This window comes from Okeania sp. SIO3B5, from assembly GCF_010692555.1.
GTDB lineage: Bacteria > Cyanobacteriota > Cyanobacteriia > Cyanobacteriales > Microcoleaceae > Okeania.
The window spans coordinates 40,244-56,749 of the sequence record NZ_JAAHHG010000026.1 but is presented as its reverse complement, the minus strand read 5'-3'; the positions used below and the strand labels follow the sequence as shown (position 1 = coordinate 56,749).

12 protein-coding genes and 1 pseudogene are annotated in these 16,506 nt (G+C 36.2%); 6 read left to right on the top strand and 7 right to left on the bottom strand.

What is annotated here, in order from left to right; genetic code table 11:
• Positions 1–458 precede the first annotated feature (458 nt).
• A complete protein-coding gene (locus F6K54_RS06190; protein ID WP_293075674.1) occupies positions 459–3,503 on the bottom strand; it encodes a VIT domain-containing protein in 3,045 nt (1,014 codons plus the stop codon).
• 548 nt (positions 3,504–4,051) lie between these two features.
• On the opposite strand from F6K54_RS06190, the gene F6K54_RS06185 reads away from it, so the two are divergent.
• Complete coding sequence (locus tag F6K54_RS06185; protein ID WP_293075672.1) at positions 4,052–5,098, top strand: RNA-guided endonuclease TnpB family protein; 1,047 nt, start codon at positions 4,052–4,054, stop codon at positions 5,096–5,098.
• A gap of 216 nt (positions 5,099–5,314) precedes the next feature.
• Here the strand turns inward: F6K54_RS06185 and F6K54_RS06180 are convergent.
• A pseudogene (locus F6K54_RS06180) lies at positions 5,315–5,467 on the bottom strand (element excision factor XisI family protein); the annotation flags it as partial.
• Positions 5,468–5,477: 10 nt separating this feature from the next.
• Between F6K54_RS06180 and F6K54_RS06175 the strand changes: the two are divergent.
• Positions 5,478–5,693 carry an element excision factor XisI family protein gene (locus F6K54_RS06175; RefSeq protein WP_293075670.1) on the top strand — a complete coding sequence of 72 codons (216 nt, stop codon included), beginning with the start codon at positions 5,478–5,480 and terminating at the stop codon, positions 5,691–5,693.
• Positions 5,694–5,882: 189 nt separating this feature from the next.
• Here F6K54_RS06175 and F6K54_RS06170 read toward each other — a convergent pair whose 3' ends face one another.
• The gene (locus F6K54_RS06170) at positions 5,883–7,262 is read right to left on the bottom strand and encodes an NB-ARC domain-containing protein (RefSeq protein ID WP_293075668.1); all 1,380 of its coding nucleotides are present in this window, start codon (positions 7,260–7,262) and stop codon (positions 5,883–5,885) included.
• Positions 7,263–7,483: 221 nt separating this feature from the next.
• Between F6K54_RS06170 and F6K54_RS06165 the strand changes: the two genes are divergently transcribed.
• Positions 7,484–7,750, top strand: coding sequence for a hypothetical protein (locus tag F6K54_RS06165; protein ID WP_293075666.1), 267 nt, complete (start codon positions 7,484–7,486; stop codon positions 7,748–7,750).
• Positions 7,751–7,895: 145 nt separating this feature from the next.
• Positions 7,896–8,885, top strand: a complete 990-nt coding sequence (locus F6K54_RS06160; protein WP_293075664.1) for an MvdC/MvdD family ATP grasp protein — start codon at positions 7,896–7,898, stop codon at positions 8,883–8,885.
• Between the two features lie 130 nt (positions 8,886–9,015).
• Here F6K54_RS06160 and F6K54_RS06155 read toward each other — a convergent pair whose 3' ends face one another.
• Complete coding sequence (locus F6K54_RS06155) at positions 9,016–9,354, bottom strand: XisI protein (protein WP_293075662.1); 339 nt, start codon at positions 9,352–9,354, stop codon at positions 9,016–9,018.
• Positions 9,355–9,394: 40 nt separating this feature from the next.
• Between F6K54_RS06155 and F6K54_RS06150 the strand changes: the two genes are divergently transcribed.
• Positions 9,395–9,994 (top strand): Uma2 family endonuclease, encoded by a 600-nt coding sequence (locus F6K54_RS06150; protein WP_293075660.1) that lies wholly within the window; start codon positions 9,395–9,397, stop codon positions 9,992–9,994.
• Between the two features lie 301 nt (positions 9,995–10,295).
• The gene (locus tag F6K54_RS06145) at positions 10,296–10,838 is read left to right on the top strand and encodes a Uma2 family endonuclease (protein ID WP_293075658.1); all 543 of its coding nucleotides are present in this window, start codon (positions 10,296–10,298) and stop codon (positions 10,836–10,838) included.
• A gap of 169 nt (positions 10,839–11,007) precedes the next feature.
• Here the strand turns inward: F6K54_RS06145 and F6K54_RS06140 are convergent, their stop codons facing one another.
• From F6K54_RS06140 to F6K54_RS06130, 3 genes are all read right to left on the bottom strand, one after another.
• Positions 11,008–11,625, bottom strand: a complete 618-nt coding sequence (locus F6K54_RS06140) for a pentapeptide repeat-containing protein (RefSeq protein ID WP_293075656.1) — start codon at positions 11,623–11,625, stop codon at positions 11,008–11,010.
• Positions 11,626–11,627: 2 nt separating this feature from the next.
• Complete coding sequence (locus F6K54_RS06135) at positions 11,628–13,307, bottom strand: hypothetical protein (protein ID WP_293075654.1); 1,680 nt, start codon at positions 13,305–13,307, stop codon at positions 11,628–11,630.
• A gap of 449 nt (positions 13,308–13,756) precedes the next feature.
• The gene (locus F6K54_RS06130; protein WP_293075652.1) at positions 13,757–16,483 is read right to left on the bottom strand and encodes a CHAT domain-containing protein; all 2,727 of its coding nucleotides are present in this window, start codon (positions 16,481–16,483) and stop codon (positions 13,757–13,759) included.
• Between the last annotated feature and the right edge of the window lie 23 nt (positions 16,484–16,506).

Below are 16,506 nucleotides of genomic sequence, written 5' to 3'. Positions count from 1 at the left end.
TGTTGGATAATGCCCTTTATTAAGAAGTAATAGAATCTACATTCTACAGTTCAATTTGTGATTGTTGTCAGGGAGGTGAGATAGTTCTGCAAACTGTTCCGGAACAGATAATTGAGCAAAACGTTATTCTTGGATAATGCGCTTTATTAAGAAGTAATAGAATCTACATTCTGCAGTTCAATTTGTGATTGTTGTCAGGGAGGTGAGATAGTTCTGCAAACTGTTCCGGAACAGATAATTGAGCAAAACGTTATTCTTGGATAATGCGCTTTATTAAGGAGTAGGGGAAAATTTGAGAGTCTCAAGAGAATTAAGAAGAGCATTAATATTTACCGAAAAATTCAGGTATAAAGCCTCTTCATTCATGGAGAAAAAAGAAAAAAATCCTTTGATCAAATCCTCTTAATTTATAAGAAGAGGTAATTCTAAATTCTAAATTCTAAATTCTAAATTCTAAATTAACTATTCTCTGACAACTTTTTAGCCTTGCGCAACTGCACCCAATGTTTCCAACCCATATATAAACCAAACAATAATATCGCCCAAACAAAACTAGGTTCTGGAATACCCACCATCCCATCAGGAGTCTGTTTTTTCACTTTCTCCCGACGACTAGAATTATTAGGATCAACTCGTTGCTCGTCACTCACCGCCACAAAAGCAGTATATTTCGACATCAACCGATAACCCAAAGCCACATTTGTCACAGCTTCAACTCTTTCTGACATCTCCCCATCAGTCATTTCCAGCATCAATTCCTTAATTTTCGCCCGTCCCCAAAGTTGAGCGATCGCTTCATTCCCACCATCTGAGTCAAAGCGTAAGGGAAAAGTCTTACGATATGGTTTTCCACCAGCAGCAACGGCAGTTATTTGTAAATTTCCACTGAGTCGATCTTGTTTACGTCCGTACAAAATTAAAGGTTCTTGAGCAAATAAGTCCGCAGGTTTGAGTGGGAATATTTCGGGAGCTTCTCCTAAACCCTGCCAAGTTACTTCTATATTAGTCAACACTGGGTTATTAATTTCATTGAAAAACTTTTCTACTACCGCATCCACAGATTCATCGTGACGCACAACATGGACTGTACCCCGCCCCACTTCTGCTAGTCGGTTTAATAAAAATCGATTTACGGAGCTACCAACACCAAAACTGTAGAGACGGTTTCCTGGTTGTAGTTGTTTTTGTATGCGAGAAATGATTTGATTTTCATTGCCAATTAAACCATCTGTTACCAGGACAATACTTCGCAGTCGCCCATTTTTTGCAGGTGAAAAATTCAGTACAGTATCAATTCCATTGAGTAATTCTGTTCCACCATTTGCCTTTAAATTATTAACATAATCTATGGCTTTTTTCTGGTTAGCAGGAGTATTAGCTAAAGGTTGGGTTGATAATGTTTGAGCGCTATTAGCAAAGTCAATAATTGTAAAGGTATCGTCAGGATTTAATCCCTGAAGAAAACGGCGCATTAATACTTTTGATTGTGCTAAAGGTGCACCGTTTTGGGAACCGGATGTATCCATTAAAAATACTACATCTTTGGGTACAATTTCTTTAGTTTGATATTCCAGAGCAGGAATTAAAGAAACTGCAAAATGTCCGCCTTTGTTGTCTGCTTGAGAGAGAACTGTAGATTGAGTTTCTTTGCCAGCTACTTGATAACGAAGAACTAAATCTTTATTGGGAATAGTGTCAGTTTTGTTTAATTGTACTTGAGTAATAGATGGCAATCCTGATGCAGCAACTTTTTGAATTTGGATTTGATGAGAGGTGGAGATAATATTAGAAATTGGTACTCCGGCATCAATTTCAACTGTGACATTAATATCATGGCCTGAACGTTCTTTTGGCGGAGTTTTTGCCGTTTGAGAAAGTAAGTTTGGAAGAGAATTTGTTGTCGGTAAACTGGCTAAATGAATTGGCTTTTCTGGGAAGCTACTTAAATTAGAATTTCCTGGATTATAACGAGGTCCGACAACCATGGGAAAGACAAATTCATAGTCGCCCCCGGCAAATTTTAAAGCATCAGTGTAGCGAATTACTACCTCTATAGTTTCCCCTGGTTGAATATTAGCTAAAGATTGAGTAAAAATATTAGGTCGTTCTTGTTCCAGTAAAGCAGCAGTTTTTCCTTCTTTTTTAGCTTTATTGTAGATTTTTTTTGCTTGTTCCCGTTTTTTAATAACGCCTTTAATCACGCGATCGCCTATGCGAATTTCCATATCATCCACGGCAGATTCATCGGGTAATGGAAATTGATAAACTGCTTCTAAAGGAGTTTTATAAGGATTAGTAAAACGTTGTACTACTTCTACTCTCGATACATTTCCCGCAATTTTAGCAGTAACATCTGTATGTTCTAATGGAAAAGCTTGTACTGTCCCTGTGGGAGATTTTGCATATAATCCGCCAAATTCTGGAGGCGAAATAACTGGTTTTTGAGGTTCTGATTTAAGTTTTTCTGATTGAATAACAACAGGTTTTTGTCGAGGAGAACTTAAAAATATTCCTGCTAAAACTATCCCCGTTAAAAATAAGCAAGTTATGCCTGCAACTCCACCAATAAATAATTTAGGAATATTATTTTTGACTGTAGTTAATTCTGGAGAACTATTCAAATCATGTAAAATTTCCCGTGCTGTTTGATAACGATTTTTAGTCGCAGTTTTCAGCATTTTATCAATAATTTTACTCAACTGAAGAGAAACAGGACTTTTTAAATAATCTCGCCAAACCCAAGTATCCTCACTACTATCAAATAAATCAAAAGGCGCTACTCCAGTAAGTAGATAAATACAAGTTATAGCCAAACTATAAATATCGCTAGCAAAGATAGCTTTACCCCTTACTTGTTCCGGTGCAATATAAGCTGCTGAACCAATTAAAGTTCCAGTTTTTGCCAAAGCAGTTTTAGATGTAAATTTAGCTGCACCGAAATCAACTAAAACTAGAGAAAATTTATGATTTTCACCCCGCTCGGAGTTAGCAATACGAACAATATTTTCTGGTTTAATATCTCGGTGTATTACCTGATGGCTATGAACAAACTCCAAGATAGGTAACATTTCATTCAGAAATTCTCGGATTTTAGTTTCACTGAAAACTCCCTCCGTTGCCAACTCTTCAGCTAAATTTTGACCAGCAATATATTCTTGTACTAAATATTGATGATTATCTTGAACTAAATGAGCAAAAAGTTCTGGTATTTGTGAATGTTTGCCAAGAGTTTCTAAACGTATTGCTTCTTGTTCAAATAATTCTGTAGCCTTCTGAATACTTTGAGCATCTTGAACTGTGGAGAAAAATTGTTTAATTACACATAAAGGTTTTGAAGGTTTGAACTCATCCACAGCTTTAAAAGTTCGGCCAAAACCACCCTCACCAATAATTTCTAAAGCACGATATCGTTCTGCCAATAATAGTTTTGAACCACATTCTTCACACACTTTTGTTTCTGGCAGATTTTGATGTAAACAGTTGGGATTAAGACATTTACTCATGGTATTTCTCCAGTCGATAAAATTACAAGAGACTTCTTGTAGAAGTCAGGGAATAAGGAGTAGGAAATAGGGAGTAGGGGAATGAAAATGAATTAAATACTTAAGCATAGGATATTTACTAAGATTAAAGATAGAGGCTAACTTTAATAAGTAGTAGGTTTGTTCCGTTTAGCTTCAAATTTAGTTTTGAAATTTCCTGAATACTCTGAAAAAAATTTTTTGTTCCAAATGTATAATTTCTGGAGATGTCTATTAGACATCTCCAATAATAAAAAATAAAATCAACTATCGTACAGAAATTATCAATTCTTTCCCCTCCTGGGAGGGGGAGGGGCGAGGGGTGGGTTCCCTACTCCCTACTCCCTACTCCCTACTCCCTACTCCCTACTCCCTACTCCCTCTTTTCTGAAGATGTCTATTGGTTGTGAAGTTATTTAAACGGATTTGATATTCAATCCCGTCGCCAACCCTGTAAACTTACGCATATAGGGCTTGTAACTGTTGGCTAAAATCTGGTATTATCTATAAAAATCTGAGATTATCTGTTTATGCTACTTGGATTCAAAACTGAGTTACATCCTAATAATCGTCAAAAAACGTTACTGGCTAAACACGTTGGTGTAGCCCGTCATGCTTATAATTGGGGACTATGGTTGACTAGGAACATTCTTAACCACAATTTCAATAATCCAGACAGTAAACTTAAGTTTCCTACCGCAATTGACCTGCATAAACTGTTAGTGGCAATGGTAAAACCGAAAAACTGCTGGTACTATGAAGTTTCTAAAACAGCGCCTCAATATGCTTTGAGATATTTGTCAGAAGCTTGGAAGCGTTGCTTTAATAAAGTCGCCTCCAAGGGAGGAGCTTCGCTATCAGGACAACCTAAATTCAAGAAAAAAGGTAGAGATGATAGTTTTACTTTGGATGGCTCAATTACAGTCGGTTTTAATCGTATAAAGTTACCTCGGATTGGTTGGGTTAAAACCTTTGAAATCTTGCCAGATAATGTAACTCCTAAATCTGTAACTATTAGCAGAAAAGCTGATAGATGGTTTATTAGTTTCAAAGTAGAAACCATACCCCAAATTACTGAGAAATCAGTAGATGTAGTTGGTGTAGATTTAGGAGTAAAAACTTTAGCAACATTGTCAACAGGGGAAGTGTTTGATGGTGCTAAACCGAAAAAAAAGTTAGAAGCTAAACTATCTCGACTGCAATACCTAAACAGGCATAAAACTAAGTTCTCTAACAACTGGAAAAAAGCTCAACTTAAGATAGCTAAACTACATAGCAAAATAGCTAATATTAGAAAAGATACATTGCACAAACTAACTACTTATTTGGCTAAAAACCACAGCCAAATAGTAATAGAAGACCTCAATGTATCAGGAATGATGGCAAATCATAAGTTGGCGGCAGCAGTTGCTGATATGGGTTTTTACGAGTTCAGAAGACAGCTTAAATACAAATGTGAGTTATACGGTTCTGAGCTAATCATTATTGATAGATGGTTTCCTAGCTCTAAGACTTGCAGTAGGTGTGGAGCTGTTAAAGAGTCTCTGTTGTTATCAGAGCGCGCAATCAAATTGTGAACACTGCAATTTTAGCTGTGATTGCTCCGCAACGCTAGCGCGAACGAGACTTGAATGCAGCGTTAAATTTAGCTATGGCGGGCAGTTTGCTCCGCAACGCTAGCGCGAACGTCCGTGACAGCCTGTGGACTGGATAACGCCGACGTTGCCAGGTTGAAGCAGGAATAGAACAGATTGTTTAGAGAAAATCATAGATTTATATAGATAATCGTAGGTTTATAAGAACGGCGACCTGTATCCTAGCACGATATCAGACTTAGGCACTCCTGCTACAATTAACTCATTAGCTATTCCTGCTTCAGTTCCATCTCGTTGAATCCAAAATTTCCCCAACCTAATCTCAACATGAATAACACATCCAAACACTCGTCATTATTTATTGCTTGATACAGGATGGGATGAAACAGGGCGAGTTCATGCTGTTGTTTTGCATCTGCGCATTTTGGGAGAAAAAATTTACATTGAGTCAGATGGAACTGAAAGAGGAGTTGCTTTAGAACTTTTAGAATTAGAGATTCCTAAAGAGGATATTGTTTTAGGATTTATTAGACCAAAAAGTAGGCATTTAACTAATTTTTCAGTAGATTTAAGTTAGTATTTCAGATTAAGTATCTAAATTATAGTAGTGGAATGATACATCTAAAATAGTGCCCTGCGACGGATTTTTAAATACCTTTAAAAGTGACTAATGATTTGGGATTGAACAATTTATTTAATAAGTAATAATTTTAGAGATTTATGAGTATTTCTATGGTGTGACTAAAAAGAATTCAGTAATATGTCGTCAACTGTTAGATTGATTTTTGACATATTGTTTAATAACAGGTTCAAGAGTAAAAATAGACCCTTCCTTGCTCACATTTTTTTTGATTAATCCCCGTTTTCTTAAAGACTGTATTGCTCCTAAAAAATCGTTATTTGCAGAAATTTCTGGTGGTTTACTACAAATATTTCCTCCTATTTCCTGATTAGCTAACCACTGCATGACTAACTTTTCAGACTTGGATAAGCGCTGATAATGTTCGTGTAATATTGGTTCTAAATCTCCTAAAAATAGATGGGAATAAGATAAAAATTGAGCCACTTTACCATTGAATAAATCTTGGATAGTAGAAGCTATAATATTTAACCATAAAGGGTTGCCACTGTAAAGATTAATAAATTCTAACCATCTATCTTCATCGGTTAAATTTTTCGCTTTTAATAATTCTGTTGCTAACTTTCCTAAACCTTGAAGTTGTAGAGTTTGGCAGTGACAGTTTTCTGTTTCTAAATTAGCTATTTCTGTAGGTTTTTCCCAACTGAGAAGGAGTAAACAACTGTTGTGAGGAGAACGTGCTATTTCTTTGATGAACTTACCGTAATTTTTGTATTCTGGAATGTAAGTACCGACAAATTCTCCAGTAGTTAATGTTTCTTGGAAGTCGTCGAGAATGATTAGGCAACGATGGAAACACAAGTAATCTAGAATTGACAGATTTTGTTTTGGTTGGGGTGGGGAGAAAAACTCAATTAAGTTAGTTTTGAGAGCGTTGAGAGTAGGGAATTTTCGATGACTTCGCCAGAGGACGCGATCAAAGTTGTCTTGGATATCTGCAACAAGTTGCCTGGTGAGGGTGGTTTTACCTATATCAGATAATCCTGTTATGGTGACAATGCAAGTATTTTCTGTGAGTATCCATTGTTTCAAGGTAGCGAGTTCATTGGTGCGGTTGTGGAAATTACGGAGTTTTGGTGCGTCAGTCAGGTCGTGGCGTTTTTCTGGTTGAATGTTGTCTGAGTTAGTGGGAGTGGTAGGCGATCGCTTTTTTGGAGTTTTTTCTGCTTTAGGATAAGGGCAAATTTTGCTACAGATGTTAATGTAACCAAAAATTTGTGTATCAGAACCAAAATAGGAAATATGGGAAAATTCGATTCGTTCTAACTTAGCTTTAAGATTTGATTTTTTTACCTCTTCTCCCAAAATATCTGATAGTAGTTGCCATAATTCCCATGCTGTTTTTCTGACATGATCTGGAGTGCAGTGGTAATCTTCTGCGATGCTTTTATATGGTTGATTTTGCCATGCACCCTCCAAAATGGAGCGTTGTAGCGAGTCGAGATGCTTTCCTGTAGAGGCAAAAACCAGGTCATCCGTCCACTTTAAAGCTTCTTGAATCTCCATAAATTTCAAACTTTACTGAATTTAACTTATCTTTAGCCCACATTATCACACATTTTCCCATTTTTGGCTCTAAAATCCTACTTTTTCCCATTTATCGAGGGAGTGAAGTGTTTAGGAAATACCCCCCTAAATCCCATTTTTCTTAGGTTGGCAGACTGGAATTTAGATAGGAAAATACTAATTATACGGCAAATCTAATCTTAATAAGAAGGAGAATGTCAATGGTTAAAACATTAGGAACTCAAGAAAAGTGCTCTGATAAGTTACCTTTTGCAATGCTCTTTGCAGTAGAACCTGCTTTTACTAGCATTCCTAAAGAGGTATTACAAGAGAAAATTAGTTATAATCCTGTGTTTCAGGTTAATGATGAAAGTCGATTACATCTGATTGTAGGTGGACAAACAAGCACTTGTCAGAGGGAATCAACTGAGACAGGAATCCTTGGTTGGGACAGCGATTCAGATACTATGCAAGACGAGAGCTACTAGATTTGTATTTACCCTTTAAATTGTACCTCTCCACAAATGAGCTTAAAACCTTTGTTAGATTGGGGATTTAGCTTTAATTTATGGAGAGGTTATTTTCCGTCTATCCATTAAAAAATAATTTGGTATTTAATTACCAGCAAATTTTATGATTAAACCAATTTTAGTAATTACTGATAAATCTGATGTTCACGCAGATTATGTGACGATGGAGCTTAGAAAAATTGGGGGCGACATAGTTCGGATGAACACCGCAGACATGGCAAACAATTCTGATTTTTTTGTGGAAAAGTTAGGTCAACAAGAACCCTGGAAGCTTAAGTTCCACTTTAAAGACTCTGACAAAACAGTAACATCAGACAGTTTTGACACCATTTGGTATCGAAAACCAGAGGAAGTTGAGCCAGATCAAAACATTGCAGAAGAACACGCGCAGACTTTTGTTAAAGAAGAGTATAGCTGGTTTTTACGCTCATTTTACAACCTTTACTCCCACAAGAGATGGATTAATCCTTTTTGGAACTTAAGACACGCTAGCCAAAAACTGCCTAACTTGGAACTAGCAGCCAAATTAGGTTTGAAAGTTCCTAAAACCTTAATTACTAATAACCCTGAAATTGCTAGAGAATTTGGGGAGCATTGCAACTGGAATTTACTGGTTAAAACATTCCATTTTTCTGGTTTTGTGGTGAATAAAACAGAAGCATGGCACTGTTTTGCTAAACGAATTAATAAAGAGCAGTTTCTCCAATTTGCAGAAACAATAAATTTTGCCCCCACATTTTTACAACAATACATAGATAAATCCATAGAATTAAGAGTAACAATTATTGGTGAGGAAGTCTTTACCGCAGCCATTCACTCTCAAGAAATTGAAAAAACTCAGTCCGACTGGCGAGCAATAGACAGTTACCAAATTAAGCACACAGTTTATGATTTGCCCGAAGATATAGCTCAGAAACTTTTAGCTTTTAACCGTCATTATTCTTTGGCATTTTCAACTTTTGATGTGATTCTTACTCCTGAAGGAGAATATTTCTTTTTAGAATGCAACCCCAATGGCCAATGGTATTGGATTGAAGATTTGACAAAAATGCCGATGGCTAAAGCAATGGCTAATTTGTTAATGCAAAACTAAATATTTTTAGGACTTACGCAAAAGATGAAACTATACAGGATTTGTAGGGGTTAACGGCAGTTAACCCCTACTATATATGCTGGCTATGCGTAAGTCCTAATTTTAACTAAAAATCGCTCTTGGGTTAGCTTCATATTAACCCCGTCGCCAACCCTGTAAACTTACGCATATAGGAGGACCTGTATCCTAGCACGACATCAGACTTAGGCACTCCTGCTGCAATTAACTCATTAGCTATTCCTGCTTCAGTTCCATCTCGTTGAATCCAAAATTTCCCCAACCTAATCTCAACATGAATAACACATCCAAACACTCGTCTTTCTCCACACCATCCGACATGAAACATCAAATAGCGATCGCGTTCTAAGTCAAAAGCAATTTGAGTTTCTATTTCTCCATTGTCATTATTGCCCTCAGAATGTTTTTCCACAATCAACTTAATTAGTTTTCTATATTGTTCTATTTCCATGTTACAATATCCTCTTCAATAGGATTAAATAATCGAGACAATGATTGCCCAACTACAAAACCAACCGATGACCTCCCAAGAATATCTTGAATGGGAAGAGCAACAACCCATCAAATATGAATATGTTAATGGAAAAGTCTATGCGATGACTGGGGGAAGTCTTGGACATAACTCAATTGCATTAAACTTAGCTTCTGCACTGAAAAATCACCTCCGGGGTAAGGGGTGTAAAGTTTTCATGGCAGATGCCAAAGCAGGCATTTCTGAAAAAGGTCCTTTTTATTATCCTGATGTCATGGTTACTTGTGACGATCGCGATCTAAGTGCTAGGCAAATAGTCTATCATCCTTGTTTAATTATAGAGGTATTGTCTCCGGGTACAGCAAATTTCGACCAAGGCAGAAAATTTAGGAATTATCGTCGAATTGATACCTTAAAAGAATATGTTCTGATTGAAGCGGAAACTATGAATGTGGAAAGCTATCACCTTAATGACAAAGGAAAATGGGAACTTACGAGTTACTCAACAGAAGAACCAACTACTAATCAAACAGACCAAAACGTTCACTTTACCAGTGTTAATTTCCAATGTTTGCTCTCCTCAATTTATCAAGACGTAATTTTTCCCGAATCAAATTAATTCAGTAGTCGCACTCAAACAAGAAACCGAATTTATTTTGATGATTATTGCTTTACAAATCAGGCAATTTCCTACATAAACCCAGTTTCTGTGTAAGTAATAATTAATATTATTTATTCGTATTATTTTGTTTTGATACCATACCCAATATAAGTACCAAAATTATCTTTATTCAGAATTCTGAATTCTGAATTCTGAATTCTGAATTCTGATTCACTATCTTATTACACCAATGCTACCGGACACGATATAAGTCTTGTAAAATATTAAATAGCAATCTCAAATTATTCATAAACACACCATGATTACTTTAGCTAAATGGTCAATACAAGACTATCATCAAATGATTTCTGCGGGTATTTTGAGCGATCGCCATGTAGAATTATTAGAAGGAGAAATTATTGAAATGTCGCCAGAAAAATCTTTGCATCGGAAAATAACTGATTCTATTGCTGAATATTTGCGAGAAAAGTTTCGAGGTCTGGCAAAAATCTACGAAGCACATCCAGTTACTCTTCCTAATTCAGAACCGGAACCAGATATTGCTGTTGTTAAAATGCCAGCATATTTATATGATTCTCATCATCCCTATCCTGAAGAAATTTATTTGTTAATAGAAGTTTCTGATACAACTTTAGAAAAAGATTTAGAAAAAAAACGATTTGTTTATGCCCGTGCTGGCATTTTAGAATATTGGGTTGTGGATGTAGTAAATGAACAACTTATCGTATTTCAAGAACCATCAAAGGATGATTATCAAGTTCAAAAAAACTACAGTCAAGGAATTATTTTTACACTTGTTTTTCCCGATATTGAAATATTAGTAGAAAAGTTATTGAAATAGGAAGTAGGTAACAGCATATTTCGGACAAATGATGTACAAGCTTGAATAGTAAAATCATTGTAGTGCGGGCATCTTGCCCGCGATAAGTGTACCTTATAACAACAGGAAGCACTGTATTACTACACTAATCAATATTCTGAAGTGCAAAATTTAGATTACAAACGTTTTTTTACTTTTTTTCACGTTTTTTCATAAGATGTAAACGAAAAGCAAAAATTTGAATATACCACACTAAAAATACACCTTCAGGTAATCGGGTATGCTCAAATTTCGTAAACCATTTTTCTGCATCTAAAATTGATTGGGATTGATCTAAATCTGCACCTGTTAAATTAGCATTATTAAGTATAGTATTGCTCAGATTTATATTTCTTAAATCTGCCCACGATAATTGAGCATCTCCTAAGTTAGCTCGGCTGAGATTAGCTCCTTTAAGATTAGTTGAGTCTAAGTTAGCTCCTACCATTTTAGTTTTATGTAATTGTGCTTTTTGTAATGAAGCTCCGCTAAGATTTGCTCTGTTTAAATTAACTCCGCTTAGATTAATCCCATCTAAATTTAATCCTACTAGATCGGGCTTAATTAATCGAGTTCTCCGAAAGTCTTTTCTACCTCTATTTAGCTCTGAATGAAACTCTTCGTTGTATAGAGTTTGTATGCCAAATAGGTTATAGAACTTTGTAATTAAATTCTCAAGAAAATTTTGCTTTTGTTGTTGCATTGGAACTATTTTTGTTACCTCCTGATTAGATTTATCTTCGAGATTTTTTGGTGATTTGTTAGCCATAATTAAATATTTTTGATGGTATAATCATAGTTTTTGCGCATAGTTTGATCCATTCTTTCTACTAAACTAATGCTGGCAGTTAATAACTCCTCAAGATAACCAACTGTACGGCTAGTTAATGGTAAATTTAGACGTGGATATTGTAGGTAAGCTTGAACATATTCAACAGTTTTAATTAGTTCCTTAACCCGGTCACTTTTCGGGTAGTAACGGGAGGCTAAAGCTGTAATAGAATCACAACCTTGATTGATTAAATTCTGCCCTGCTACAATTTCTGGCTCGCTATTACTATTTATAAGCTTATGATAACCATTTTTCACTTGTTCTAAAGCCTTTTCAATTATTTCTACATCTCCTTGTAAATATCGAGTTTTTTCCATTTCTCTTGCGTGTTTCACATACTCGAAAAATGGTGGATAGTCACAATGTCCGGTCTCTTTTAAATCCTTAACAAATAGTGCAAATAAGCGCTCATCTTCAGGACTAACTTGATTTTTACTCAAATCAAAAATAGTTTCATTAATGAAGACTTCTCTGGCTTTAATTACTGCTTCACTTTTCGACATTTGTACATCTTCTCGTCTAGAGTAAGAAATAGCCATAAAAATAGCTATAGTTGAGGTAATGACAGATATAGTCATCACAAACAAACTCTGTCCAAGGTCTACCCACTGCCTATTCAAAAGTTTCTGGACAAATAAAATCGCTGCTACTCGTGTTACTTCAGTCCCGGAACTAATGTTTCCTGCTTCGTTGAAGCTACTTTCATAAATTTCAGGTTCATTATTTTTGAGATAGGCTAAATCGCTACCATAATTTTTCACTTCTGTCAATTTTTCCTGGTATTTGTCCTGAGCTACTTTGAGCTGGCGATCGCTTGCTGCTTCTAGAGCGTTAGCTTTTGGACAAGCAGGCCATTGTTCGATGGGATCGTTTTCATAAGACTTGTACCCACCTTGATTTATCCTATCTGCATATAAACCATAGGCAGCCAAGTGTAGTTCATCCCTTTTTGGATCGTTTGGCGTGAGTGCCTCTAGTTTCCGTTGCAAAGTTGTACACTCTTGGCGAATTTTGGTTGCGTTTTGCTGAATGACTGAAATTTCGTTCTCCAAGGGTTGAAAAACAGATTCTTGAGCTAAGTCTTCTCCCAGTTTACGACTCAAACCAGGTTGATTTAATAGTAGTTCCGAACCTACTCCAGATATAAAAGTTAGCACTATGTTAAGGGTAATGAAACCGCCAGTACCAATTAGAGCAAAACCCGAACTTCCTGGTTGATGAGATGCCACACCCGTAGCTAGAGAGTTACCGAGTTTAATTAAGACTACATTAGATAACATGGCAGCCGGAAAGCTAAATATTCCCATGCTCTCAAACATAAAAAGTAAGAAGGGTAAAGTTGTAAATGCGTTCCACCAGTTAGCGATGGTGGTAACGGAAGCCGTGACTAAAGTGGCTTTATCTAATTCTTTGGACACATAGCTAGTACCGTGCAATTCTTTCGGATCTACACACATCAAATTTACTAGCCACAACCATAATAAAACGGCTATCTTTTCGTACCTTTCTGGAGGAATGTTTTCACGGGAGTTTTTCTGATTAACTATTTGGCTTTGGAATTTCAGCCAGAAGATGGTATCTTTGGAGTCGGGAATTTTGGGTTTTTCTGGTAGCTTCATAGGTTTTATTAGTGGTTTGATTTTTTGTTGTCGTTATGACGGAGGATGGGGTTTGAGTTACAGCGGGTTCCAGTTTGATGAGGTACACCCATGCGAGCAAGATGCTTCCACTGGTAAGATTTAATGATTAATATCTGTACTTCATATACTTGGAATATGCTGTAAATTTTGGGTTCACTCTTATCTCCTACCTTGGCAATCTCCTATTGAGTTGCTAGAAGCTTCAACTTCCTACTTATCTATTGGTAGAAAATCTAGATTTGTTGCAAAAGTTGTTAAGAAAAAATTCTTATTGAGCTTATTGAGGGTTTCTATGCTAAATAGTTTATAGAAACTTGTAATTAAATTCTCAAAAAAGTTTCCCTTTTGGTGTTTCCTTATTGGAATCATTTTTGTTGCCTCTTGATTTAATTTAGATTCGAGATTTATTAGTAATTTGTAGGTCATAATTAGTCATGTCTGATGGTGGAATTGTACTTTTTCTCGATGGCATGACACAGGCGATCGCTTAACGTATCGCTGGCAGACAATACCACCTCTGAATAGAGCGATCGACGGATTGCCACTGGGGATAAGCCAAATTTCTGGTTAGCTGCAGATGCCACTTTCACTTCTTCAATTAAGCCTTGAGCCTGCTTATCGTTAGGCAAATAACGCGATATTAGGTCTTTAATATCATTCCAGTAGTCAGTAATAATAATGTCTTGGGGACTGGCAGTTTCTGGATAAATGCTGCTGTTTTTTAACTGTTCCCAACGATTTATTATCTTTTCTAAAGCAATTTCAAGTTTTTCTAAATCCTCTAGTAAGTATCGAGTCTTTTCCATTTTTCTTGCGTATTTCACATAATCAACAAATGGTTGGTAGTCACAGCGTCCAGTCTCTTTTAGCTCGCCAAGAATTTGTTGACATAGGCTATAGTCTTCAGGACTTAGTTGGTTTTGGTTTTGATACAATTTGTTTCTTATTTCTTCAATGAAGTCTCGTTTTGCTTGATTTACTGCTTTACTGTGTGACATTTGAACATCTTCGTTATAACGTGGAATAAAGGGAAGAATTGAAGTAATTATTAGTATGGAACAAAATAGTCTAAGTTCAGGCGACTGAAAGCTAAATAGTTTTTCTATAAATAAGTTTGAGGCGACTAATGTAGCTCTCATATCATATCGAATTTCTCCAACTTCATTAAACGAATTTTCATACAATTTAGGTTTGACATCTTTGATGTAAGCGAGAACGCTACCGTAGTTTTTCACCTCTGTTCGTTTTTCCTCTACTGCTTTAAGAACGCGATCGTAGTTTGCTTCTAAACGGTTAGCCTTGGGGCAGGCTGGCCATTCCGATATCGGATCTTTTTCATAGGATTTAGAGCTGTTTTGGTTAGCGTAATCTTCCCATAACCCATGAGTTTCCTGGAAAAGTTTATCCCTTTCAGGATAATCTGGATTATTAGAAGGTAGTCGATCTACTTGCTGCTGCAATCCTTTACATTCTTGACGGGCTTCAATAGCAGGCTCCTTTTGCTGTTTTAGCTCTTTTTCCCGAGGTTCAAAAACATACTCTTGAACTATATCTTCGGCTAATTTTTCCTTCAAACCTGGCTGGTTGGAAAATAGTTCAATGCCTACTCCAAATGCAGATAATCGAAATACGTTCAACAAGATCAAACCAACGGTGCTAATGTTAATTCTCCCCCAAAAGGATTGTTTGGCGGTAGCACCTTCAGCGTAAATGTTGACAAGTTTGATAATAATTACTTGAAATAATAAGGCCAAAGACCAGGACATTATGAAACCTGGGCTTTTAACAATTAGGAGTAAAAATAAGGTGCTGAACACATTAATCACATTTACGAAAGGGGCTACTATTGATGAAGCTTGAGCTAGTTTTTGGGAGACATAGCTATTACCATGCAGATCGTTTGGTTCGACTAGGAACAAACTACACAATAAGAAAGCGGGTTTTTTTTGATTTTTTGGGGAGTTTAGAGAGCGGAATTCATCAATGATCTTTTTCCAATCAGGAACTATTGGTTTTTCCCATAGTTCCAATAAGGAACGGATTTTTTTAATATTTTCTACTTGTGTGATTGGCTGGAGTTGACTCCACCTTAATATCCCCACATTTTTATTTACAGAAAGCACTGGCAACAAAGAAGCACCTAGATATTTACCTTCCAAACCTTCTAACTGTTTTTTCGCTTCTTTTACTGCTAAAGGTAGATTATCTATTTCTCTGAAACTTGGTAACAACGTACAGAAAAATTTTTGAGCAACTACATTATCAACCTTTTCCTTCATCACAATAACTGCTGGAATATTTAGTTCTGCCAGACTACTTGCCAATCCCAGTCCATTACAAGAATTAAAAATTGCCAACTGTAAACCCCTCTCAATTGCTTTTTTTACTGCCTCCTTAAGTTCTCCTATCGTCAGACTATTATCTTTTTCGTCGTTATTGATGTAAATACGTCCTTGCTCGCCTTCAGTTTCACTATGTCCAGAGAACAATAAAATATCCCAACCACCCTGATCCCACAATAAGTCAGTCAACTTTTCACGGGATAAGCTGGATGCATATATAGTTTCTACTTCATTTTTAGGTAATGAATCTAATATTTTTTTCTCCTCTTCGTTATCAATATCTTGAGCATCGCTTAAAATAGCGAGAATTCTAATTTTTTTTCTATATACTTTTTGTACAGGTTGATTTTGAGGTTTAGTTAACGCTATTCCTGCCTTTGGATATTGCTCAATCAATTTCCACGTTTCCCACGGTATGCGTCCGAGTTCTTCATAGTTAGTAAATTCCAACATGAATATAGTCTCTTTATTGAAGTTCAAAACGACTTTTAATTTATCTATTATTTCTTTAAAGGAATCATTTTCTAGCCATTCAGAAGTGTCTTTTTTAAGTCTATCGATTAAATCTTGAACGCCTTGCTTACTGTAGTCTTTATTATCAAAAACTGAAGAACTGGAACGGCCTCTCAAAAGCTCTTCGTGAATAGTTTTGAATTTTTGGATTTTTTCAAGAATATTAGGTGCAGCAGGCAAGGAAGTGATACCAAAATCCTGTGGTAGTTTTTGACGATCGTCGCTTAAAATGGGTTTCATATTGGTAAAACCCGTTTTCAAATCACCCTTCCCTAGAGGAATAATTACTGTTTGACTCATTTAGATACTCCCGTTTGTCTTTA